Here is a 21,618-nt window from a genome sequence, read left to right on the forward strand (position 1 = left end):
GCGTGAGGCCCTGGCGGTGTGGGTGAACCACTACAACTACCATCGGCCTCATACCTCCTGCGGGGACGCCCCGCCAACCTCGTTGGCACCGGCCCGAGTCAACAACGTCATGCCCTCCTACACCTAGGGCGTGTCTGGCAACCGTTTCGACCACGCGATCACCGCGTTCATGAGAACGGCGGCCCGGTAGACGGGCACGTTCCCGCACGGGCTGAGCTGGAAGCCCACGGAGGAAGCGGAGACGGTGCGCAACGCCGCCGTGGACATGGGCTCGCGTGAGGCCGCCGCCATGATCGGCGCCACCTCGGTGGCCGCGGTCGCCGCCGACCCCGACCTGTCCTAGACAGCCCGTCAAGGGCTGACCCACCCGGCCCGGGGGCCGCTCACCGGCAGCCCCCGTCGTGTCGAGGACTCGGCGGCTCGGTCCGGTGCGCTGCACGCTGCGTGCAGCGCACCGGACCGGGCGGGCGCACAAGCCAGCTTGAGCGAAACATAATGGGGCACTGAGGACGGTTCTTCCTATCGACCCCGCTGACCCAAGAAATCCACTACTGGCCGAACGTCCCTCGTTCTTGCATTGCATAAAAGATGACAAGCAGGAAGACAACTAGATGGGCAGCCACGCCGGTAATGTATATCCAGGCTCCCCAGTACCCGCCTTCACCCGGCAATCGAAATGCGGCCAACCCGAATAACATAAGGGTAGGGGCTAGAGCAAGCACCCAGGGAGCGCCCTTCAAGCGCACCTCAGCACTCTTTGGTCGCTGTAATAAAAACCAGGACGCCACTGAGATAATAATCGAAGACACCGCGAAGCCTAGGGAGAACGATGAGTACTGCTCACCCGTCCAGCCCGATGTGGTCATAACTAACCAGGTCGCAGGAATAATTAGGTGGAGAAACGCAATGCCAATGACCATTACTCGCAATCACCCCATTCTCTAATATCCCGTACCATCGGCTGCCAGGTTCCCATCCCAGCTCTTCTTCTTCGCATTAACAACTTCATAATAGACGTTCGCAACGCCTCCGCGTACCAGCGACCACGCAGGCATTTGGGGGACACGCCCTAGTGAGAACCGTGAACCTACGGTCACGTAACTGTCTTGCTGAGGTGCCCTCCATCCGTACAGCGAATTCAGGCCACCGAAGCAGCGTGGAGCTTCCGGCGCCTTGTCCTCAGTGGCGCGGCCAGTGGGGTCATGCACTGAGGATGCAGAACTCGTTTCCCTCGGGGTCGGCCATGACGGCCCAGCCGAGGTCCTCGCGCCGGTCGTCGACGAGGGTTGCTCCGAGGTCCAATGCGCGTTCGACCTGCTCGTCTCGCGTGGAGTCCTCGGGGGCGAGGTCCATGTGTGCGCGGTTCTTGACGGTCTTGGCGTCGGGCACGCGGTAGAAGAGGACTGTGTACCCGTGCGGGCTGGTCAGGTAGCACTCGTCTGATCCGGGCTGGTAGGTGTCGGCCTCCGTGATGCTCCAGTCCAGCAGTTGACGCCAGAACTCCGCGATGGCGTACGGGTCGAGGGCATCCCAGGTGGTATGCGACAGGCGCAGTGACATGACGTTCTCCTTGTTCGTTGCGGGGCTGTGGTCAGGTCTGGAAATGCCGGTAGCCCGTCGCCGGGTCCGCAGCCGCTGGGGTCAACAGCCCTAGAGCCCCTAGTGAAACAGCATCCGGTCGGAGACACCGGTGCGATTCAGTACGTGATTTCAACGGCGCTCAGAATGTTGATCCCCACACCATCCCATCTCTCAGTGTCGAGGTGAATCTCATGCAGTGGCTCTTCGATCAACGTCCCCGGTCAGTACACCTAGGGGTGTAGAACGGGGGGATGCCACCCGAATCCTCTGCCCCGTCCGCCGGCCGCGGACCCTCCCGCTCCCGCCCGGCCGACGCCGCCGCCCGCCCGGACGCCCCTTCCCCGCGGGCGACCGCCCTGCTGTTCGCGCTCGCGGTGGCCGCCGGCTCCGTGATGCCGCTGCAGGGCCGCATCAACTCCCGCCTCGCCCACCTGACGGGCGACCCCGTCCTCGCCGCGCTGTGCTCCTTCGCGGCGGGCCTGGTCGTCATGGTGCTCGTGAGCGTGCTGACGCCGCGTGGCCGCCGAGGCCTGGCCCGCATCCGCCCGGCCCTCGCCGCGGGGTCCGTGCGCCCGTGGTACGCGGTGGCGGGCGTGATCGGCGGGCTCCTGGTGCTCACCCAGTCCGCGACGATCGGCCCCCTCGGCGTGGCCGTGTTCACGGTCGCCGTGGTCACCGGGCAGGTGGTCGGCGGGATGGTCGTGGACCGGCTCGGGCTCAGCCCCGCCGGGGTGCAGCGCCTGACGCCGCGGCGCCTCACGGGGGCGGCGCTCGCCCTGGCCGCGGTCGCCCTCGTGGTGTGGCCCTCGCTCGGCGAGGCCGGCGGCGGGCCCGGCTGGGCGCTGCTGGCCCTGCTGCCCCTGCTGGCCGGCCTGGCCACCGCCGGACAGCAGGTGTTCAACGCCCGTCAGACCACGGCCTACGGCACCGCCATCCCGGCGACCCTGGTCAACTTCACCGCCGGCGTCCTCTTCCTCGGGATCGTGTGGGGCGGGATCGCCCTGGCATCCGGCCACGGCATGCCCGCGCTGCCGCACGACTGGCGGCTCTACCTCGGCGGCCCGCTGGGGTGCGTGTTCATCGGGGTGGGCGCCATGGTCGTCCCGCGCCTAGGCGTCTTCGCCGCCACCCTCGGCCTGGTCTCGGGCAACCTCCTGGGCTCCGTCGTGGTGGACCTGGTGGCCCCCACTGACGGATCCACGGTCACCACGACGACGGTGCTGGGCACCCTGGGCGCCCTCGCCGCCGTCACGCTCGCGTCCTGGCCGGCGCGGCGCCGGTAGCGTCGCCCGCGGCGGCAGGCCGCCGTCACCGCGCGGGACCTCAGGCGCGGGCCACGGTCCCCCGCCGCCCGTGCCGGCGTCCGTGCATCACGAAGTAGTACCCGGCGGCGATCACGAGCACACCGGCCAGGGCCGCGTACATGGCGCCGTAGCCGGCCGAGGCCACGAGCCCGCCGAGGAGCACGGGGCCCAGGCCCAGCCCCACGTCCGCGAACAGCATGAGGGTGGAGATGCCGGCGCCGAGCTGGTGGGAGGGCACCGCGTTCACGGCGATCGCCTGGGCCGCGGGCATGAGCGTGCCGTAGCCGAGGCCGCTCAGCGCCCCGGCCAGCACCACCTGCCAGTCGCGCGTGGCGAAGGCCAGCACCAGGAGCGCGGCCGTGAAGCAGAGGAGGGCGGGGTAGACGACGGCGTCGTCCCCCCGGCGGTCCTGCAGGGTGCCCAGGGTGAGGCGCATGACGAGCATCGCCGCGGCGTAGGCCAGGAAGAAGAGGCCCGCGCCGGCTGCGAGCCCGCGCTCCACCGAGTAGGCGTTCAGGTAGGTGAGGATCCCGGCGTAGCTCAGGCCCACCAGCAGCATGAAGCCGCTGATCGGCAGCACCGCCGGGTGCAGCACGGAGCGCAGGCGGAAGCCCACCGCGGGGGCGGGGTGCTCCAGGGGGACCTCGCCGGCGGCGCGCTCGCCGTCGACGCCCGTCGCGGCGGGCGCCTCGCGCACCAGCAGGCCCAGCACGAGGCTGACCACCGTGATCCCCAGAGTCGCCCGGAACAGCCACGCGTAGCCGATGGAGCCGGCGAGGAAGAGTCCCAGGGCGGGGCCGATCGCGGTGGCCAGGGTGGTGCCCAGCGCGAGGTGGCCGGTGGCCTCCGCGCGTCGCCCGTCGGGGATGGCCGCCTGGGCCAGGGCCATGACGGCGGTGCTGGCGAAGGCGTAGCTGGCGCCGTGGAGCATGCGCACCGCCACCAGGGCCGGCAGCGAGGAGGCGACGAGGTAGAGCGTGCAGGACAGCGCGACGGCGACCAGGGCCACCACCAGGACGCGGCGCTTGCCGAAGCGGTCCACCACGTGGCCGGTGACCACGCGGCTGACGGTGGCGCCGATGACGAAGGCGCTCGAGGCCAGCCCCGCCCCGGCGTCCGAGGCGGCGAACTGCCGGACCGCGTACACGGCCATGGTGGTGACCAGGGCGTAGAACGCGAGGAACTGGAGGAAGGAGACCACCCAGGCGAGGACGAAGGTGGGGGAGGCGATGCGTTCCTGCTCGGCGATTTGCATGATGCAAAAGGTAGCATCGTTTGCATGATGCAATCATCTGAGGGGGCGTGGGTCGACCCGGTCGAAGGGATCATGTACGAGCACATGCTCCTGCTGCGGGTGGCCACGCAGGGGGTGGCCCCCTACGGCCGGTCGAGCGCGCTGGAGCGCAGCGCCACCGTGCTGCTCGCCCGCCTGGAGGCGGGCGGGGCCATGAGCGTCGCCGAGCTGGCCGAGGCCTTCGACCTCGACGTCTCCACCGTCCACCGGCAGGTGGCCGCCGCCATGAAGGCCGGCCTCGTCGAGCGGGTGGCGGACCCCGACGGTGGCTCCGCCCGGCTGCACCGCCCCACGGAGGAGGGGCGCACCCGCCTCGCCGCGGAGCTGAGCTCCCGGGCGGACAACGTGGCGCAGATCGTCGCCTCCTGGCCCGCCGAGGACGTCGTCGAGTTCAGCAGGCTCCTGCGGCGTTTCAACGAGGGGGCGGAGGAGCGCCGGGGCCACCCGTGGCCCCGGCCGCAGACGGGCCCCGGTGCGGAGGACCCCCGGCCCTGAGCACCGCGCCCGCCCTCAGGCGCGACGGATGCGGGCGGCCAGCGCGGCCGACTCCGCCGGGTCCAGCACGGCCGCCGGATGCGGCCCCGCCGCGGCGAGGCGGTCCGTGCAGCCGGCCTCTCCCAGCGGCGCCCCCGCGGCCAGCACGACGTTGCCCCAGTCCAGGCGCTCCAGCATCCCCTGGTCCGCCAGCGTCCACGGGCCGGGCATCCCGGCCTCGGCGGCCGCCTCCTCGAGGGCGCCCAGCTCGGCGCCCAGGAAGCGCAGGCCGGCGTCGTCGCCGATGTTCACCAGCAGCACCCCGCCCGCCGTCAGCAGCTCGAGCAGCTCCTCGTAGAATGCGGCGCCGCGCAGGTGCTCGGCGCCCTCCTCGCCGGTGCCGATGTCCAGCACGACGGCGTCGAACCGCTCCCCGTCCATCGCGAGGTCGACGGCGGCCAGGCGCGCGTCCGCGACCACGGAGACGAGGTCCGTGCCCGCCGGCAGGGGCAGCTCGGCGAGCACGAAGGACACGAGCTCCCGGTCCAGGTCGACCACCGTCTGCTCCGAGCCGGGTCGGGTCGCCTGGAGGTAGCGCGGCAGGGTCAGCGCGCCCGCGCCGAGGTGCAGGACCCGCACCGGCGCGCCCGCCGGGGAGGCTACGTCGAGCACGTGGGCCATGCGGCGCAGGTACTCGTAGCGGATGCGAGCGGGGTCGGCCAGGTCCACGTGGGACTGGGCGGCCCCGCCGATCTCCAGGATCCGGCCCCCGTCGTGCTCGTCCGGCAGGATCCGGGCGGGCTCGCCGGAGGTGCTCAGCATGACGGTGCGGACGGGGGTGTCGGGATCGTAGGTCACCGCCCCAGTATGTCCCGGCCCGCGCCGGACCGCGCCCGCGGGCCGGTCTGCGCCGCGAGGGCGCCGCTCAGGACCGCCAGGCCCGCAGCACGAGCTTGCGCAGCTCGTCATACCAGAGCACCACGGAGGCCAGCCCCAGGCACATCAGCCACTGCCGGGCATCCAGAGCGACGGTGCTGAACGCCGTCTGCAGGACGGGCACGTGCACCACGAGCACCTGGGCGAGCGCGCCGAGGGCGATGGCCGCCCACAGCCAGCGGTTGTGGAAGAGGCCGTGGAAGGCGGAGACGGTCTCGGAGCGGGAGTTGAGCGCGTTGAACAGCTGCGCCAGCACCAGGGTGGTGAAGGCGCAGGTCTGGGCCGCTGCCACGGTCCCGGAACCCGCCAGGAGGCCGCCGGGCAGCTGGCTGTCCAGGGCCACGAGGGTCACCACGGCCATCACGAGCCCGATGCTGAGGATCCCACCCCACATGCGGCGGTCGATCACCCGCTCCTCGGCGCGGCGCGGCGGGCGGGCCATCACGTCCTCGTCCCCGGGGTCGATGCCCATGGCCAGCGCGGGACCGGAGTCCGTCACCAGGTTGATCCACAGGATCTGGGTGGCCAGCAGGGGGACCACCACCCCCTCGCCGTGGCCGGTCAGGCCCAGGAAACCGGCCAGCAGCACACCCAAGAACATCGTGAGGACCTCGCCCGTGTTCGAGGAGAGCAGGTAGCGCAGGAACTTCTTGATGTTCTCGAAGATCACCCGGCCCTGTCGCACCGCGGCCACGATCGTTGCGAAGTCGTCGTCGGTGAGGATCATGTCCGCGGCCTCCTTGGAGACCTCCGTTCCGGTCACCCCCATGGCGACGCCGATGTCCGCCTTCTTCAGGGCGGGGGCATCGTTCACGCCGTCACCCGTCATGGAGACGATGTGCCCCCGGGACTGCAGGGCGTCGATGATCCGCAGCTTGTGCTCGGGGGAGACGCGGGCGTACACGGACACCTCCGCCACGGCTTCCCGCAGGGCATCGGCATCCATGGCCTCCAGGTCGGGGCCGGAGAGCGCGCGCCCGCCCTCGGCCTCGATGCCCAGCTCCTGGGCGATCCGCAGGGCGGTGGCCGGATGGTCGCCGGTGATCATCACGACGCGGATCCCCGCGCGGAGGGCCTCGGCGACCGCGTCACCGGCCTCGTCACGGGCGGGGTCGATGATGCCCGCGGTCCCGGCGTAGGCCAGGTTGTGCTCCAGGTCCAGGGCGGCTTCGGAGTCCACGACCCCGTCCGGGCCGCGCACTGCGTCGAGCTCCTCCGGGGTCAATGGGCGGACGGCCACGGCGAGGGTGCGCAGGGCCTGGTCCGAGAGCTCCTGGACGTCGCGGGCGACGGCGACCCGGTGGGCTTCGGTGAGGGGCTCCACCTCGTGTCCGCGGCGCACACCTGTGCAGTGCCGCAGCAGCACGTCCGGGGCGCCCTTGGCGATGAGGACGGGGCCGCCGCCGCGCTCGGCGTCGGTGGCGATGACGGACATCATCTTGCGCTCCGAGGTGAAGGGCACCTCGGCGATGCGGGTGAAGCGGGTGCCGCGCTCGGTGTCCAGGCCGGCTTTGCGCTCGGCGACGACGAACGCGGCCTCCGTCGGATCACCCAGGACCGCCCAGGAACCGTCCTCCTCCCGCCCCACCTCGGCGTTGGAGGCCAGGGCGCCCCCGGAGACGACCAGGGTCGCCTCCATCCGCAGCGGGTCCTCGGCGGCGGTCTCGTGCAGGGCGGAGTCGCCAAGGCGCACCTCACCCTGCGGCGCGTAGCCCACCCCCTCGATCCAGGCGTGCCCGGAGGCGGTGCGCACGGCCCGCATGGTCATCTCGTTGCGGGTGAGCGTGCCGGTCTTGTCCGAGCAGATCACCGAGGCCGAGCCCAGCGTCTCCACGGAGGCCAGGCTCTTCACGATGGCGTTGCGCCGACTCATGGCCTGCACGCCCAGGGAGAGGACCACGGAGAGGATGGCCGGCAGCCCCTCGGGGACCGCCGCGACGGCCAGGGAGACGCCCACGATCAGGACGTCGACGGCCTCGCGCACCGAGTGCACCCCGCTGGTCAGGGCGATCGCGCCCATCACCACGACGGCGATGCCGATGACCCCGAGGCCCAGCGTCCGCCCCAGTGCCTCGATCTCCCGCGTCAGGGGCGTGGGCTTCTCCTCGGTGCCGCTGAGCAGCTGCGCGATCCGGCCCATCTCCGTGTCCATGCCCGTGGCGGTGACCACCGCGGTGCCCACCCCCTGGGTGACCGCCGTGCCCCGGTGGACCATGTCCGTGCGGTCGCCCAGGGGCACCTCCTCCGCGAGTGTGGCCGGGCTCTTGGCGACCGGGGCCGACTCGCCGGTCAGCGCCGCCTCCGCGATCTGCAGGGAGGAGGCGGCGAGGAGTCGGGCGTCCGCGGCGACCGAGTCCCCCTCGGAGAGGGCCAGGAGGTCCCCCGGCACGACCTCGGCGGCGGGCACCCGCCGGGACTGGCCGTCCCGCACCACGGTGGCCATCGTGGCGGCCATGCCCTGCAGGGCGGCCACCGCGTCCGCGGCCTTGGCCTCCTGCACGTACCCCAGGACCGCGTTGAACACGATGATCACGAGGATGACGACGGCGTCCACGGGCACACCGCGGGCGCCCTCGAACAGCCACGCGAGCACGGAGATGACGACGGCCGCGGCCAGCAGGTGGATCAGGGGGTCGGCGAACTGGCGCAGGAAGCGCCGCCAGGCCGGCTCCGGCCGGGCGGCCGTCAGCTCGTTCGGCCCGTACTCCTCCAGCCGGTGCCTCGCCTCAGCGGAGCTCAGGCCCCGCACCCCGTCGGAGCCGAAGTGCGCCAGCGCCTCCTCCGGGTCCGCCTGGGCCCATCGGGATAGGCGCTGCTCGGCGGAGGACGGTGTCGTGCTGGGCTGGGCTGTCACGGTGGGGCTCCCTGGAACGGACCGGGCCGCCGGCGGTGTGAGCCGGTGAGGTCGGATGCCTGGAGTCTAGGCCGTCGCCCCCAGCGCGGCCGGGGGTGGCCCACTCATGTGACGGCCGCCGCCCCGCAGTGCGGGGGGCGACGGCGGTCAGCAGGACCGCCTTCAGGAACGCCGCCATGCCTCCTCAGGGCGGGGGTGGGGCCGGACACCGTTAACGTGTCCGCTGGGTCGTTACTGTGAGGATGGTGAACACTCGCCGAGTGCTCGCTTCCCATTGCTGGAGGCCAACCGCCTCCCCTCGTCGAAGGAGAGCGCCATGCTCCGTCCTCGTCCTGCCCGCCCCACCGCGCTCCTGACCGCTGGCCTCGCCGCGCTCGCCCTGCTCACCGGATGCTCCGTCGATGGGGACGCCGCAGCCGGGTCGTCCGCCGGCTCGCCCTCCGTCGCATCGTCCTCGAGCGCGCCGTCCTCGTCTGGCCGGGCCTCCGACGGCGCGGCGCCCTCCTCGTCCCGCGCGGCCGGCTCGTCGTCTGCGGTGGCGAGCACCAGCCGTGCCGCGGAGTCCTCGCAGGCGGCCGAGGTCAGCCGTGCCGCGGCCGCCTCCCGGGAGGCCGAGAAGTCCGCCGAGGCCGCCGCGGCCGAGGCGTCCCGATCCGCCGAGGCTGAAGCCGAGGCCGCGGCGGAAGCGGAGCGTGAGGCGGAGGCATCTGCCGAAGTCGACGCGGCGGCCGTCGAAGAGGAGTCGGCCGCGTCGACGGGTGGCGGCGGGCTGTCTGCGGAGGGACAGCAGGCCGTGCGACAGGCGCAGTCGTATCTGAGCTTCACCGCCTTCTCCCGGAGCGGCCTGATCGATCAGCTCGAGTTCGAGGGCTTCTCGAACGCCGACGCCACAGCGGCCGTGGACAGCCTGGACGTGGACTACGCGGCGCAGGCTGTGAAGCAAGCCCAGTCGTACCTGACTCACACGGCGTTCTCGCGGAGCGGTCTGATCGATCAGCTCGAGTTCGAGGGCTACTCGAATGCTGACGCGACGGCCGCCGTCGACGGCCTGGGCATCGACTACAACGAGCAGGCGGCGAAGCAGGCCCAGTCGTACCTGAGCCACTCCGCGTTCTCCCGTGCCGGTCTCATCGACCAGCTCATGTTCGAGGGCTACTCCGCCTCCCAGGCCGAGTACGGCGTCGATGCCGCCGGACTGTGAGCCCGGGTTGGCGGGCCGGGCATCCGGCCCGGTCCGCCGACCCTCTCGACGGCCGTGTGGGAGGGTCTAGCGTGACGGCATGGAGCACTTCGACGAGACCGCCCTACCCGCCCCCGAGGACCGCGTCGTGTCCGCGACGCGCCACATCGACGCGCCGGCCAGCGTCGTCTTCGAGCTGATCGCGGACCCTTCCCGCCAGCCCGAGTGGGACGGCAACGACAACCTGGCCGAGGCCGCTTCCGGACAGCGGGTGACCGCCGTCGGGGACGTGTTCGTCATGACCCTGCAGAAGGGCGTGGACCGCGCGAACCACGTGGTCGAGTTCGAGGAGGGCCGCCGCATCGCCTGGAAGCCCTCCGAGGTCGGCGGCGAGCCGTTCGGCCAGCTGTGGCGGTGGGAGGTCGACGGCGACGACGACGGCGGCTGCCGCGTCACCCACACCTATGACTGGACGCGGCTCACCGATCCGAAGCGCATCCAGAAGGCGCGGCGGACCGGCGAAGAGCAGCTCCGCGCGTCGATCGACCGGCTCGCGGACCTCGCCGAGCGCCAGGGCTGAGGGCAGGCGACGCCCGCCGCCGTCGCGCGCCCGGCCGAGGGGAATCCGTTGCGGTTCTGACCCTTCTGGCGGTCGAACGAGCAGCCAGAAGGGTCAGATCCGCAGACGGGTCATCGCGCAGGTGGCCAGGCCTGGCCCTGGTGCGGCATGCGGCTCCACGCTGGTCCGTACGAGTGGCGGGGATCGGCCCCGTCCGGACTCCGCCCGAGAGGACGACATGACCCATCACGAGAACCACGACCGCCAGGACCTGGCCGCCGGGGAGACCTACCTGATCCATGTGCTGGAGACCTCGGACCCGCCCGGCAACCCGGACCACTACCGGATCACCGACGCCGTGGAGGCCCACCACGAGGCCACCGGCTCGTATGACGTCGAGGCCGCCGGCATCGAGGTCGCCCGCGACCTGCTCGCCCGTCACGCGAAGTGACCGCGCGGACGGCGTGCCGTCTTCCCGCCGGGGAAGGCGGCGCGTCGTGGGTCGGCGGAGGCGCATCGCTCCAGGTCAGCGGCAGAATCAGCGGCGCCGCCGACTGGACATCCAGGGTCCGGCCATGGTTTTCTCAGCCTCGTCTGCCCCGTCACATCCCCCTGTGGTGCGTTCCATCCTCCCCTTGAGACAACGAGGTCTGCCATGAAGAAGATCGTCACCGGCGCCACCCTGACCGCCGCCCTGGGCCTGTCCCTGTTCGCCGCCGCCCCCGCGACGGCCGTCGAGGCGCCGTTCGCGAACTGCACGGCTGCGTATGAGGAGGGGTACTCGCATATCCCGTCCACGCATCCCCGGTTCCAGCCGAAGCTGGACGCGAATGATGACGGCATCGGTTGCGAGGGTCGCCAGGGCCTGGAGCGCCTCGACGGTGGTGCCGACTGGGCCCCGCCCGTGCAGGAGGAGTCCGGCCTCCCGGACCACGTGACCCAGCCCGACTGGATCGATGAGCAGTACACCTACCCGGACTGCAAGGACGCGTTCGCTGCCGGTGTCTACAACATCCCGTCCGACTCCGAGTACTACCACGAGGACCTCGACGCGGACCTCGACGGCGTCGGCTGCGAGTACAACGTCGAGTACGGCGTGATCGTCGAGGGCCGGGAGCAGGCCGCCGCCGCCGAGATCGAGGCCATCAAGACCGGTGCCGTCGTGGAGACCGAGGACGAGTCCCAGGTGTCCGTGGTCCCGGTCGGCGCCGCCGAGACCGGTGTGGCCCCCGCCGCCGACCCCGCCGCCGCGTTCGCGGTGGGTGCCCTCGGCCTGGCCGGCGTCGCCGGTGCGGCCGTGCTGGTCCGCCGTCGCGCCCAGGCCTGAACCCGGCCCGGATCCCCTCCGCTTCACGCATGATCCGGATCCGACCCGCCCGCCGCGGACGCCTTGTGGCGTCCGCGGCGGCGCTCTGCCTGCTGCTCACCGGGTGCGCCGGCCAGGCCGCCTCGACCCCGGATCCCGCCGCGTCCGCCTCAGCCGCCCAGGCGCAGCGCTCCCGCGAGGCCCGCGCCGCCGAAGCCTCGGCCTCCCGGGCCGCCGCGTCGTCGTCGGCCGAGGCGGTCCGGGCGAGCGCGGCCGCGGAGAAGTCGGCCGCCGCAGAGGCGTCCGCGAAGGCCTCCCGTGCCGCGGCGTCGGCTGCGGCGGAGGAGGCGGCTGCCGAGGAGGCCGCCCGTGCCCAGGCCGAGGCCGAGGCCGCTGCGGCCCAGGCGGCCGCCGCGGAGGAGGCCGCTCGCGTCGCGGAAGAGGAACGCTCGGCGCAGGAGGCCGTCGTCGCCGAGGGCCTGGACGACTCCCCGCCGGTGTCCTTCACGATCCCCTCGATCGGGGCGGGCTCCGACCTGATGCGCCTGCTCCTGCGGGACGACGGCTCGCTCGCCGTCCCGCCCGCCGAACCCGGCTCGCCCGCGGCCTGGTACGCGAACTCGCCCAGCCCGGGGCAGCGGGGCCCGGCGGTGCTGCTCGGGCACGTCAACGCCACGGACGGCTCCGCGGGCGTCTTCGCCCACCTGACCGACCTCGCGCCGGGGGACACGATCGAGGTGGAGCGCGAGGACGGCGCCGTGGCCGTGTTCGCGGTGGACCGCGGCGTCACGTACGGCAAGGACGAGTTCCCCACGGACGAGGTCTACGGGGACACCGAGGCCCCCGAGCTGCGCCTGATCACGTGCGACGGCTACAACGCCTTCACGCGCGAGTTCGAGGCGAACCACATCGTCTACGCGACCCTCGTGGACGTCTACTGACCGGCTCCGGCACCGGGCACCGCCCGCTCAGGCGTCCGGGTCCGTCCGCAGCTCGCCGCGCAGGTCCCCGCTCACCTCGGACCACGCCGCCCCGGCGGCCACGAGCTCTCGGCCGCGCGCCGCGTCGTCGTCCGCGTTGTAGGTGAGCACGCCGACCAGGCGGTCCTCCTCGTCTGCGTACCAGACCGTGAAGGAGCCGGGGCGCTCGACGACGCGGGCCGTGGCGTGGCCGTCGCCCCAGGCGCTGTGCTTGAGGAGATGCTCGCCGATCGTGCTCCAGAACCCGGGCACCTGGTCCCAGCTCCGCAGCGCGCCCTCGTCGGTGTCGGCCTCGTGCGCGAGCGCCGAGCTCTGCCCGGCCGCGACGTCCGGGACGGACACCGTCGTGGCCGCGGCGTTCGCGCCGGCCACCTCGCCCATCGCCAGGGCGTCGCCCCAGTGCTCGACGACGATCGGTCGGCCCGCCACCGCGTGCCGGGCCCGGGAGACGTCCCCGGCCACCCACACGCCCGGAGCCGCGGCCAGGTGCTCGTCCGCCACGATCCGTCCCTCGTGGACGGTCAGCTCCGTGCCCTCGAGCAGGCTGCCGCCGGGCTCGATGCCCACCGCGGCGAGGATGAGGTCCGGGGCGAGGGTGACGCCGTCGTCCAGGTGGATGGTCCGGGGGGCCTCGATGCCGCTCACCCGCACGCCCGTGCGCAGCGTGACGCCCGCGCCCGTCAGCCACTCGGCGATCCGCTCGCCGGCGGCGCCGCCCAGCCGCCTCTGCTGCGGCACCCCGTCCGGGGTGACCAGCGTGGTGTCCACCCCGCGCAGCGCCAGCGAGGCCGCCGCCTCGCAGCCGATGAACCCGGACCCCACCACGACGGCGGAGCGCGCGTGCCCGGCCGACGTCACCAGGCGGCGGGCGTCGGCGAAGGAGCGCAACAGGTGCACCTCGGCGTCGGCCTCGACGTCCGGCAGGGGGACCGGACGGGCGCCCAGGGCCAGGATGAGCCGCTCGAAACGGATCGGCTCCTCGGCGGCCCACAGCGTCCGCGCCCCCAGGTCCGCGTGGGTGACGGTCACGCCCCGGCGCAGCTCGACGGCGTCCGGCAGCTCGTCCAGCACCGTCGGCTCGGGTTCGGCGGTGCCGCGCAGCAGCTCCTTGGACAGCGGCGGGCGCTCGTAGGGGTGGTCCACGTCCGAGGTGAGCATGAGGACGGGGCCGGGTCCCCCGGCGTCGACGTAGGCGCGGGCGGCGCTGACGCCGGCGGGGCCGCTGCCTACGATCACGAGCGGGAACGGGGTGGAGCTGTGCTGGGCCATGCGGCCAGCATGCGCACCCGTCACGGGCGGAAGCCAGGGCCGACGGACACCCCGGCTCCGGCATACTGCCCGCATGGACCCCTCCCTGGTGTGGCTGCCGGCCGTCGTCGCGCTGGCCGCGATCACCGTGGGCGGCACGCTCCAGCGGGTGAGCGGGATGGGCGTCGGCATGATCGCCGCACCCACGCTGTCCCTGCTCCTGGGCCCGGTGGCGGGGGTGACGCTGTCCAACGTGGCCGCCTCGGTGTCCGCGGTGCTGCTGTTCGCGATGCTGCACAGGCATGTGGACTGGCCGCGCTTCGTCCGCCTCGCGCCCCTGCTCGTGGCCGGCTCGTTCGCGGGGGCGTGGGCTGTGCGGGTCCTGGACGCCCACGCGCTCGAGATCCTCCTGGGGTCCTCCGTGCTGGTGGCCGTCGCCGCCGTCCTGGGCCTGCAGCAGCGCTTCACCGCCCAGGGGAACGGGGCCGTGTTCGCCTCCGGCGCCGTGGCCGGGTTCATGAACACCACCGCGGGCATCGCCGGGCCGGCGCTCGCGGTCTACGCGGTGGCGAGCCGGTGGGACCAGCGGTCGTGGGCGGCCACCCTCCAGCCCGTGTTCCTGCTGGCCAACCTCACCTCGCTGGCCACCAAGTCGCTGTTCGGCGCGGCCGTGCCCGCGGGGCTGCACGTGCCGTGGCCGGTGTGGGTCGCCGTGGTGGCGGGCGGTCCGCTGGGTGTCCTGCTCGGTTCGGTGGTGGCCCGCCGGGTGGACCCCGCGAAGGCGCGCGTCCTCGCGATCTGCCTCGCCGGCGTCGGGGGCACGGTGGCGCTGGTGCGCGGTGTGGCCGGCACCCTGGGCTGAGGCGGGGCCGGCGCGCAGGCGTCAGGGCAGGAGGGAGCGCACGGCCGCGGCCAGCGTGTCCCGCACGTCGTCCACCGTCAGGTCCTCCGGGGCCAGGTGCCGCTCGACCGACAGCGTGTGCACGAGCATCAGGAGCATGGCCGCGGTGTGCGTGACCTGCTCGTCCGGGACGTCGGCCAGCACGCGGTGCTCGCGCAGCAGGCCGGCCAGGAAGTCCCGCCGCCGGACGGTGAGCGTCCGGTAGGCTCTCCCCACGGCGGGCTCGCGCAGGCCCACGGCCTGGAACTCGTGGAGGAGCAGGGGCCAGGAGCCCGTGGTCTCGAGCACGACGTCGGCCAGGGCCTCCGCCACGCGGGCCACCAGGTCCTCGCGCGGCAGGTCGGGGTCGTCCAGGGCGTCGGCGACGCCGTCCATGGCTCGGGTGGTCGCCCGCTCGAACTGGACGGTGCAGGCGGCGGCGAAGAGGTCCGGCTTCCCCGCGAAGCCGGAATAGACGGCGCCCTTGGTGTAGCCGGCCTCCGCCGCGATGCGGGCGAGGGAGGAGCGCGCGTAGCCCTCCCGTCCGAACACCCGGGCCGCGTGGTCGAGGATGGCCGCGCGGACATCCTCGCGGCGGGGTCGGGTGGCCATGTTGCTCTCTCGATGCCGATGGTATTGAATACCGATGGTATTGAATCCGCCTCGACTCGGCAAAGAGGGCCCATGTCTTCCACTCCCACCGACGCCGATCACCATGGCCCCGGGCCCGCCCCCGTCCCGGCGCACCTCGACGACCTCCCGCCCGCCACCCTCGTGGCGCGCGGTCTGACCCTGCGCGGCGGTCGCGGGCCGGTGTTCGGCCCCCTCGACCTCGTGCTGCCCCCGCAGACCCACCTGGCCGTGCTCGGAACCCAGGGCTCGGGCCGCTCGGCCCTGCTGCTCGCCCTCACGGGGCGCCTGCAGGGCGTGCGGGGCGAGCTCGTGCTCACCGGCGGCCCCGTGGACGTCGCCCTGGACGGCACGGAGCGGCCCGCCGCCCGTGCGTACCGGCCCTCGATCGACGCCGCGCGCCACCCGCACGCCCTCTGCGCCCGCACCGCCGTCGCCCACACCACCGACCTGGTGGAGCTCGAGCCGGCGCTGACCGCGGCCGAGGTCGTGGACGAGCGCTGCCTCGCCGACGGCGTGCGCCGCCGCGCCGGCCGCGCGCGCTTCGCCCTCCTCGCGGACGCGGTGAGGCTGACCGTGGCGCCGGAGGCCGTCGTCCGGGAGCTGTCCGCGCCCGATCGCGCGCTGCTGGCCGCCGTCGTCGCCTGCCTGCGCCCGGCCCGCCTCGTCACCTTCGACGACGTGGACGCCACCCTGACCATCGATGAGCTGGTCGCGCTCCACGCGGCCCTGGACGTCCTCAAGGACCACGGCCACCCGTTCGCGGTGAGCGCCGTGGCCTCCGCGCCCGTGCCGCGCGACGCCGTCGTCCTCACCCTGCCCCCCGTCCGGGAGAACTGATGCTGTTCCGCTACGAGCTGCGACGCTTCCGCCGTGGCCTGCCCCTGCTCGCCCTGCTGTTCATCTTCCTCGTCCCCGCCATCTACGGCGCTCTGTACCTGTCCGCGAACTGGGACCCCTACGGGGCCATGGACCGGCTGCCGGTGGCGATCGTCAACGAGGACGAGCCCGTCCAGCGCGGCGACACCACGCTGCGCACCGGCGCGGACATGACCGAGCGCCTCAAGGACGACCGCGCCTTCGACTGGCGCGAGACCACGCGCGAGGAGGCCGAGGAGGGACTGCGGGAGGGCCGGTACTACCTCGTCCTGGAGATCCCCGCCGAGCTCAGTCGTGACCTCGTCAGCCCCGAGGGCGGCGGGACACCGCAGCAGGCGCAGATCACCCTGCGCCGAGACGACGCCAACGGCTTCGTGATCGGCTCCGTCACGAACGCGAGCCAGGCCAAGGTCGAGGCCGCCGTGAACCGGTCCGCGATCGAGGCGTACTTCGAGGCCGTCTTCTCCAGCCTCGGCGAGCTGCGGTCGGGCATGGTGGACGCCGCCGACGGCGCCGCGCAGCTGGCCGACGGCACGGCCTCCGCGGAGGACGGCGCGAGCCAGCTGGAGGACGGGATCGTCCAGGCCCACGACGGCTCGGGCAAGCTGGCCGAGGGCGCGGGCCAGCTCGCCACGGGTGCGGGTGACCTCGCGGACGGCGCCGCCCAGGCCGACGACGGCGCCCAGCGACTCGCCGCGGGCGCCGCGTCCGCGCAGGACGGGGCCGGCCGCCTGGCCGACGGGCTCGACCAGGCGCGCGAGGGCTCCCAGGCCCTCGCTGACGGCGCCGGGCAGCTCGCCGAGAACGCCCCCGCCCTGCGCCAGGGCGCCACGGACCTCTCCGACGGGCTGGCCCAGCTGCAGACCGGATCGGCCGAGCTCACCGACGGCGCCACGCAGGTGGCCGACGGCACCCAGCAGCTCTACGACACGGTGATCCCCGGCCTGGACCAGGTGATCGAGCGGCAGGACGCGGTGGCCGCCGACGTCGCCGCGGTGGACGAGGACGTCCAGCGGGTCGCCGAGGTGGCCGGCACGGCCGAGGACGGCGCGGGCGCCCGCATCGCCGATGCGCAGGCCGCCCTGGCCGAGCTCGCCGACGAGGATCCGACGCTCGCCGAGTCCGAGCAGTACGCCGCGCTCCAGGAGGCGCTCACCGGCGCGGACGAGCGGGTGACCGCCGTCGCCGGCCGCGCCGAGGAGGCCGCCGCGACCTCCGCTGCCGCCAACGAGCGCGTCCAGGGCTTCGTCGAGGACGACGTCGCCGCCTCCGCCAAGGAGGATCTGACGGACCTCAACGACGGCGCCCACGCCGTGGCCGCGGGCGCCGAGAAGCTGCAGGGCGGCATCGGTGAGGCGAAGGACGGGGCCGACTCCCTCGCCGACGGCGCCGGGAAGTTCGCGGACGGCCTCGAGCAGCTGGGCTCCGGCGCGACCGAGCTCGACGGCGGCCTGGCCCAGCTCCAGGACGGCGCCGGGGAGCTGCAGTCCGGCCTCGGCGAGCTGACGGACGGGGCGACCACCCTCGCCGAGGCCAACGCCGCGCTCCACGACGGGGCGCTGACCCTGCAGGACGGTGCGGGCCAGCTGGAGTCCGGCGCCACCGAGCTCGACGACGGCCTGGCCCAGCTCCAGGACGGCGCCGGGGAGCTGCACACCGGCCTCGGCACCCTCGACGACGGCGCCCACGAGCTCGCCTCCGGGCTCTCCGACGGCGTCGACCGCGTCCCCGCCCTGACCGAGGACGAGCGGGACGAGGCCGCCCTGGTGATGTCCCGGCCGGTGGAGGCCGTGATGCAGGTGGACAACTCCGCGGAGGTCTACGGGCGCGGCATGGCGCCGATGTTCTTCTCCATCGCGCTGTGGGTGTTCGGCATCGCCGCGTTCAACATCATGCGGCCCATCAGCGGGCGGCTGCTGGCCGGGCGCCGCAACCCGGTGGCGATCGCGCTGGCCGCGTGGCTGCCCGTGGGCATCGTGGCCGTGGGCGGCGGCCTGCTCATGCTCGCCGCGACGCTGCCGCTGGGCCTGGCCCCCGTGCACCCGGTGCGGGCCGTGGCCCTGACGGTGCTCGTGGCCGTGGTGTTCTCCCTCATCGCGCACCTGGTGCAGACGGCGCTCGGCACCCCCGGTTCGGCGGTGCTGCTGGTCCTGCTGATCCTGCAGCTGGCCTCCACCGGCGGCACCTACCCGGCCGAGGTGCTGCCCGGCTTCTTCCAGGCGCTGCACCCGTTCATGCCGATGAGCTACTCCATCGAGGCGTTCCGCAACGCGATCTCCGGCGGCCTGGACCAGCGCTTCTGGGTGCCGGTGGTCGTGCTGATGGGTGTCGGGGCGGCGGCGCTCGCCCTGGACGTGCTCGTGGTGCGGCGTCGGCGCCGGTTCCGCATGAAGGACCTGCACCCCGCGCTGCAGGCCTGAGCGGGGATGACTTCCGCACCCCGCGCCGCCGTCGTCCGTCCGGCCCGCCCCGAGGACGCGCCCGCGATCGCCGCGATCGCCGCGGCCACCTTCCCGGACGCCTCCCCGGCCTCGCTGCCGCGTGCCGCGGTGGAGGCGCACATCGCATTGCACCTGAACCAGGCCGCCGTGGCTGCGTGGATCGCGGACCCGGAGCGGATCGTGCTCGTGGGCGCCGCGGCCGACGCCCCGGAGACCCTGCTCGGCTACGCCATGTACGAGACCGCCGCGGCCCCCGAGGCGCCCGTCACGGAGCGGCTCGGCGACGTGCCGGCCGGCCACCTCTCCAAGCTGTATGTGCTCGCCGAGGGGCGCGGCACCGGGCTGGCCGAGGCCCTCGTGCACGACGGCGTCGCGCGGCTGCGGCGGCTGGGGTTCCAGCACGTGTGGCTCGGCACGAACGCGCAGAACGCGCGGGCCAACCGGTTCTACGAGCGCCTCGGCTTCGCGACGATCGGGGCGCGGCAGTTCGTGGTGGGCGGGGAGAAGGTCGAGGACGACTGGGTGCGGCTGCTGACGGTGGAGTGAGCCGGCCGCCGCTCAGCAGGCCTCCGGGCCGTCGGGGTCCTCGTCGGGATCCATCCACGCCGACGGGTGGTAGTGCACCGCGGCGAGCCCGTCGTCGTCGGCCAGGTGCGTCTGCGCCTCGGGCACGGAGTCCGTGTTCTGCCCGGCCACCGCCTCCCACGTCCCCGCCTCGGTGCGGTGCACCACGAGCAGCAGGACGCCGGTGCGCTCGCCGGCCTCGTCGCCGTCCGGCGCGGTCTGCCCCGTCATGGTCCATGGCGCGTGCACCACCGCCACGTCCCCGAGCTCGCGCACGCGCACCTGCCCGAGCACGAGCCGGGAGGCCGGGAACATCCAGCGGAAGCCGAGCGCGTGGTTCACCCGGATCTGCCGTCGCCGCGTCCACCACATGCCCACCACGTTCACGAAGTCCGCGTCCTCGGCGAACAGCTCGGCGAGCGCGTCGGCGTCGGCGGCGTTCCAGGCGGCCGCGAAGGCCTCGGCCACCGCGGCGGGGCCGGCCGGTCGGGTCGCGACGTCGGCGGTGGGGTCCGCGGGGGACATGGCTGCTCCTGGATCGGGGAAGGACGGGTTCAGCGGGCGGGCCCGTAGGCCAGCATCAGCACGACGGCGGCGAACAGCACCGCCATCACGGCCAGGACCGTGAGCACGGCGCGCAGGGCCGCACGCGTGCGCGGGTCGGCCGGGGGTGGTGCATCCGGACGTCGGGTCACGCTCGCCAGTGTGGCACGCGGCACGGCGCGAGGGGCGCATGCGTCGGCCCGCGTCGAAGGCGCCTCCCAGCCGGGGCTCAGTCGACGCTGAAGCTGCGGATGTGATTGCTGAACACGAAGCGGTCGAACACGGTCCGCGCCGAGCTCGGGTCGTCCGCGGCGCCCATGGTGAGCAGCAGCGGCACGAAGTGGTCCGCCGTCGGGTGGGCGATCAGCGCGCCCGGCGCCGTGTCCCGGTAGCCGACCAGGGCGTCGACGTCGCCCGCGTGGGTCATCTCGGCCGCCCACCGGTCGAAGGCGTCGACGTGCCCGAAGAGGCGCGGGTCGCGCATGGCGGCGAACGAGTGCGTCATGAACCCGGAGCCGATCACGAGCACGCCCTCCTCCCGCAGGGCGCGGAGCCGGGTGCCGAGCCGCAGCAGCGCGGCCGGATCCTGGGAGGGCATGGACACCTGGACCACGGGGACGTCCGCGTCCGGGTACATGGCCATGAGCGGGATGTAGGCGCCGTGGTCGAGCCCGCGGCCGGTCTGGTGGACCGCACCGGGCCGGCCCTGGCCGGGGACGCCGGCCACGCGGGCGGCGAGGTCCGTGGCGTCTGGGGTGGCGTACGTCAGCTCGTAGTAGCGCGGGTGGAAGCCGCCGAAGTCGTAGACCAGCGGCGTGCCGGCGGCCGCGGAGGAGATGGCCACGGGGGCGTCCTCCCAGTGCGCGGACACGATCACGATCGCGCGCGGCTTCGGCATGCTCTGGGCCCAGGCGAACAGGTCCTGCAGCCACTGCGGTTCGTCCAGGGTGGGCGGGGCGCCGTGGCTGACGAACAGGGCCGGCAGGGGTCCGTCGGCGGGCTCCCAGCGGCGCTGGGCGCGGGTGAGGGGCAGCGCGCGCACGAGCAGGTCGTCGTACGCGCCGGCGGGGGTGGGCTGCGCCCACGGGTCCTGGATGGTGGCGGTCATGGTGTCCTCCTGGCTCACGACGGCGTCTGGTGACTTCACGCGTGAAGTGAACAGTAGGGCTATTCGGTTCACAGTGCAACTGAATCGCGCGGTGTCCTCGGGTAGGGTGGCGGCCATGGACCACGACGCCGCCCCCTGGCTGGACGCGGAGGAGCGCCGAGCGTTCCTCGCCCTGATGAGCATGGCCATGCGCCTCGAGCCGACCCTGGACGCCCAGCTGCGCCGCGACGTCGGCCTCACCCACTTCGAGTACTCCGTGCTCGCCAACCTCTCCGAGGCCGACGGCGGCACGCGCCGGATGAGCGAGCTCGCCTGGCTCTCGGCGGGCTCCCTGCCGCGGCTGTCCCAGGTGGTGACCCGCCTGGAGAAGCGGGGGCTCGTGCGGCGGGAGCCGGACCCGGATGACGGCCGCTACACCCGGGCGGTCCTGACCGCGGCGGGCCGGGCGGCCGTCGAGGAGGCCGCCCCCGGGCACGTGGCCGAGGTGCGCCGCGTGGTCCTGGACCCGCTCACGCGGGCGCAGGTCCGGCAGCTGGCGGCCATCGGCCGGCGGGTCATGGGGGCGATCGACCCCGAGGACCGCTGCCTCGAGAGCTGAGTTCCCACCGGGCGCGCGCGCCCGCGCCGTCCCCGCCGCCCGCCCGGCAGGGGTGGTCTCGAGCCGGGCGGCCTTGGCATGATGGATGCCCCGGAGAAAGGTGCCCGATGCCCCTGCCTGTGCCGCAGCCGACCCGTCGACAGATGCTCCTGGCCGGATCCGCCCTGCTCGGATCGGGACTGCTGGCCGCCTGCGGGCAGGACGGGGAGGACGCGGCGCCGTCGTCGTCCGAGCCCGCCTCGTCCGCGCCCCCCTCCGC

At 73.6% G+C, this 21,618-nt stretch carries 22 protein-coding genes; 13 read left to right on the forward strand and 9 right to left on the reverse strand.

The annotated features are described in order from the left end of the window. On the forward strand, positions 1 to 127 hold a 127-nt coding region (locus tag J1M44_RS05495; protein WP_144819830.1), incomplete at its 5' end, for an integrase core domain-containing protein. 1,073 nt (positions 128 to 1,200) lie between these two features. On the opposite strand, the gene J1M44_RS05500 is transcribed toward J1M44_RS05495, so the two are convergent. Next, positions 1,201 to 1,560, reverse strand: coding sequence for a VOC family protein (locus J1M44_RS05500; RefSeq protein WP_144824487.1), 360 nt, complete (start codon positions 1,558 to 1,560; stop codon positions 1,201 to 1,203). Between the two features lie 272 nt (positions 1,561 to 1,832). On the opposite strand from J1M44_RS05500, the gene J1M44_RS05505 reads away from it, so the two are divergent. Beyond that, positions 1,833 to 2,864, forward strand: coding sequence for a DMT family transporter (locus J1M44_RS05505; protein ID WP_144824488.1), 1,032 nt, complete (start codon positions 1,833 to 1,835; stop codon positions 2,862 to 2,864). A gap of 40 nt (positions 2,865 to 2,904) precedes the next feature. Here the strand turns inward: J1M44_RS05505 and J1M44_RS05510 are convergent, their stop codons facing one another. Then, complete coding sequence (locus tag J1M44_RS05510; RefSeq protein WP_144824489.1) at positions 2,905 to 4,140, reverse strand: MFS transporter; 1,236 nt, start codon at positions 4,138 to 4,140, stop codon at positions 2,905 to 2,907. 24 nt (positions 4,141 to 4,164) lie between these two features. Between J1M44_RS05510 and J1M44_RS05515 the strand changes: the two genes are divergently transcribed. Beyond that, positions 4,165 to 4,674 carry a MarR family winged helix-turn-helix transcriptional regulator gene (locus tag J1M44_RS05515; protein WP_144824490.1) on the forward strand — a complete coding sequence of 170 codons (510 nt, stop codon included), beginning with the start codon at positions 4,165 to 4,167 and terminating at the stop codon, positions 4,672 to 4,674. Between the two features lie 15 nt (positions 4,675 to 4,689). On the opposite strand, the gene J1M44_RS05520 is transcribed toward J1M44_RS05515, so the two are convergent. Together J1M44_RS05520 and J1M44_RS05525 are read right to left on the reverse strand one after the other, a co-directional pair. Next, entirely contained in the window at positions 4,690 to 5,475 is a 786-nt protein-coding gene (locus tag J1M44_RS05520) for a spermidine synthase (RefSeq protein WP_144824576.1), read from the reverse strand. 103 nt (positions 5,476 to 5,578) lie between these two features. Continuing rightward, positions 5,579 to 8,443: a cation-translocating P-type ATPase gene (locus J1M44_RS05525; protein ID WP_144824491.1), complete on the reverse strand. Its 2,865-nt coding sequence runs from the start codon at positions 8,441 to 8,443 to the stop codon at positions 5,579 to 5,581. A gap of 316 nt (positions 8,444 to 8,759) precedes the next feature. Here J1M44_RS05525 and J1M44_RS05530 point away from each other — a divergent pair, with 316 nt between their 5' ends. From J1M44_RS05530 to J1M44_RS11680, 5 genes are all read left to right on the forward strand, one after another. Then, positions 8,760 to 9,644 carry an Ltp family lipoprotein gene (locus J1M44_RS05530; RefSeq protein ID WP_144824492.1) on the forward strand — a complete coding sequence of 295 codons (885 nt, stop codon included), beginning with the start codon at positions 8,760 to 8,762 and terminating at the stop codon, positions 9,642 to 9,644. Positions 9,645 to 9,723: 79 nt separating this feature from the next. Beyond that, entirely contained in the window at positions 9,724 to 10,203 is a 480-nt protein-coding gene (locus J1M44_RS05535) for an SRPBCC family protein (RefSeq protein WP_144824493.1), read from the forward strand. 217 nt (positions 10,204 to 10,420) lie between these two features. Continuing rightward, positions 10,421 to 10,633 (forward strand): hypothetical protein, encoded by a 213-nt coding sequence (locus J1M44_RS05540; protein ID WP_144824494.1) that lies wholly within the window; start codon positions 10,421 to 10,423, stop codon positions 10,631 to 10,633. A gap of 204 nt (positions 10,634 to 10,837) precedes the next feature. After that, a complete protein-coding gene (locus J1M44_RS05545; protein WP_144824495.1) occupies positions 10,838 to 11,509 on the forward strand; it encodes an excalibur calcium-binding domain-containing protein in 672 nt (223 codons plus the stop codon). Positions 11,510 to 11,538: 29 nt separating this feature from the next. Next, positions 11,539 to 12,429 carry a class F sortase gene (locus J1M44_RS11680; RefSeq protein ID WP_241252845.1) on the forward strand — a complete coding sequence of 297 codons (891 nt, stop codon included), beginning with the start codon at positions 11,539 to 11,541 and terminating at the stop codon, positions 12,427 to 12,429. A gap of 27 nt (positions 12,430 to 12,456) precedes the next feature. Here J1M44_RS11680 and J1M44_RS05555 read toward each other — a convergent pair whose 3' ends face one another. Further along, a complete protein-coding gene (locus J1M44_RS05555) occupies positions 12,457 to 13,737 on the reverse strand; it encodes an NAD(P)/FAD-dependent oxidoreductase (RefSeq protein ID WP_144824496.1) in 1,281 nt (426 codons plus the stop codon). Between the two features lie 73 nt (positions 13,738 to 13,810). On the opposite strand from J1M44_RS05555, the gene J1M44_RS05560 reads away from it, so the two are divergent. Then, positions 13,811 to 14,578 carry a sulfite exporter TauE/SafE family protein gene (locus J1M44_RS05560; protein WP_136940582.1) on the forward strand — a complete coding sequence of 256 codons (768 nt, stop codon included), beginning with the start codon at positions 13,811 to 13,813 and terminating at the stop codon, positions 14,576 to 14,578. Between the two features lie 21 nt (positions 14,579 to 14,599). On the opposite strand, the gene J1M44_RS05565 is transcribed toward J1M44_RS05560, so the two are convergent. Further along, positions 14,600 to 15,208: a TetR/AcrR family transcriptional regulator gene (locus tag J1M44_RS05565; protein WP_020624715.1), complete on the reverse strand. Its 609-nt coding sequence runs from the start codon at positions 15,206 to 15,208 to the stop codon at positions 14,600 to 14,602. A gap of 72 nt (positions 15,209 to 15,280) precedes the next feature. Here J1M44_RS05565 and J1M44_RS05570 point away from each other — a divergent pair, with 72 nt between their 5' ends. Genes J1M44_RS05570 through J1M44_RS05580 form a run of 3 tightly spaced genes read left to right on the forward strand, consistent with a single transcriptional unit; the run spans position 15,281 to position 19,092 of the window. Next, a complete protein-coding gene (locus J1M44_RS05570) occupies positions 15,281 to 16,066 on the forward strand; it encodes an ATP-binding cassette domain-containing protein (protein WP_144824497.1) in 786 nt (261 codons plus the stop codon). Continuing rightward, a complete protein-coding gene (locus J1M44_RS05575; RefSeq protein ID WP_144824498.1) occupies positions 16,066 to 18,525 on the forward strand; it encodes a YhgE/Pip domain-containing protein in 2,460 nt (819 codons plus the stop codon). The genes J1M44_RS05570 and J1M44_RS05575 overlap by 1 nt, the downstream gene beginning before the upstream one ends. Before the next feature lie 6 nt (positions 18,526 to 18,531). After that, positions 18,532 to 19,092 (forward strand): GNAT family N-acetyltransferase, encoded by a 561-nt coding sequence (locus J1M44_RS05580; protein ID WP_144824499.1) that lies wholly within the window; start codon positions 18,532 to 18,534, stop codon positions 19,090 to 19,092. A gap of 12 nt (positions 19,093 to 19,104) precedes the next feature. On the opposite strand, the gene J1M44_RS05585 is transcribed toward J1M44_RS05580, so the two are convergent. The 3 genes from J1M44_RS05585 to J1M44_RS05595 form a co-directional block, all read right to left on the reverse strand. Then, entirely contained in the window at positions 19,105 to 19,635 is a 531-nt protein-coding gene (locus tag J1M44_RS05585) for an SgcJ/EcaC family oxidoreductase (RefSeq protein WP_049158237.1), read from the reverse strand. A gap of 29 nt (positions 19,636 to 19,664) precedes the next feature. Then, entirely contained in the window at positions 19,665 to 19,805 is a 141-nt protein-coding gene (locus J1M44_RS05590; RefSeq protein WP_002855432.1) for a hypothetical protein, read from the reverse strand. Positions 19,806 to 19,882: 77 nt separating this feature from the next. Beyond that, on the reverse strand, positions 19,883 to 20,761 hold the full coding sequence (locus J1M44_RS05595; RefSeq protein WP_144824500.1) for a DODA-type extradiol aromatic ring-opening family dioxygenase: 879 nt from the start codon (positions 20,759 to 20,761) through the stop codon (positions 19,883 to 19,885). A 115-nt stretch (positions 20,762 to 20,876) separates the two neighbouring features. On the opposite strand from J1M44_RS05595, the gene J1M44_RS05600 reads away from it, so the two are divergent. Beyond that, positions 20,877 to 21,359 carry a MarR family winged helix-turn-helix transcriptional regulator gene (locus J1M44_RS05600; RefSeq protein WP_144824501.1) on the forward strand — a complete coding sequence of 161 codons (483 nt, stop codon included), beginning with the start codon at positions 20,877 to 20,879 and terminating at the stop codon, positions 21,357 to 21,359. The last annotated feature ends 259 nt before the right edge of the window (positions 21,360 to 21,618 follow it).

Source organism: Micrococcus sp. KRD128 (assembly GCF_017168395.1).
Classification (GTDB): Bacteria; Actinomycetota; Actinomycetes; order Actinomycetales; family Micrococcaceae; genus Micrococcus; species Micrococcus luteus.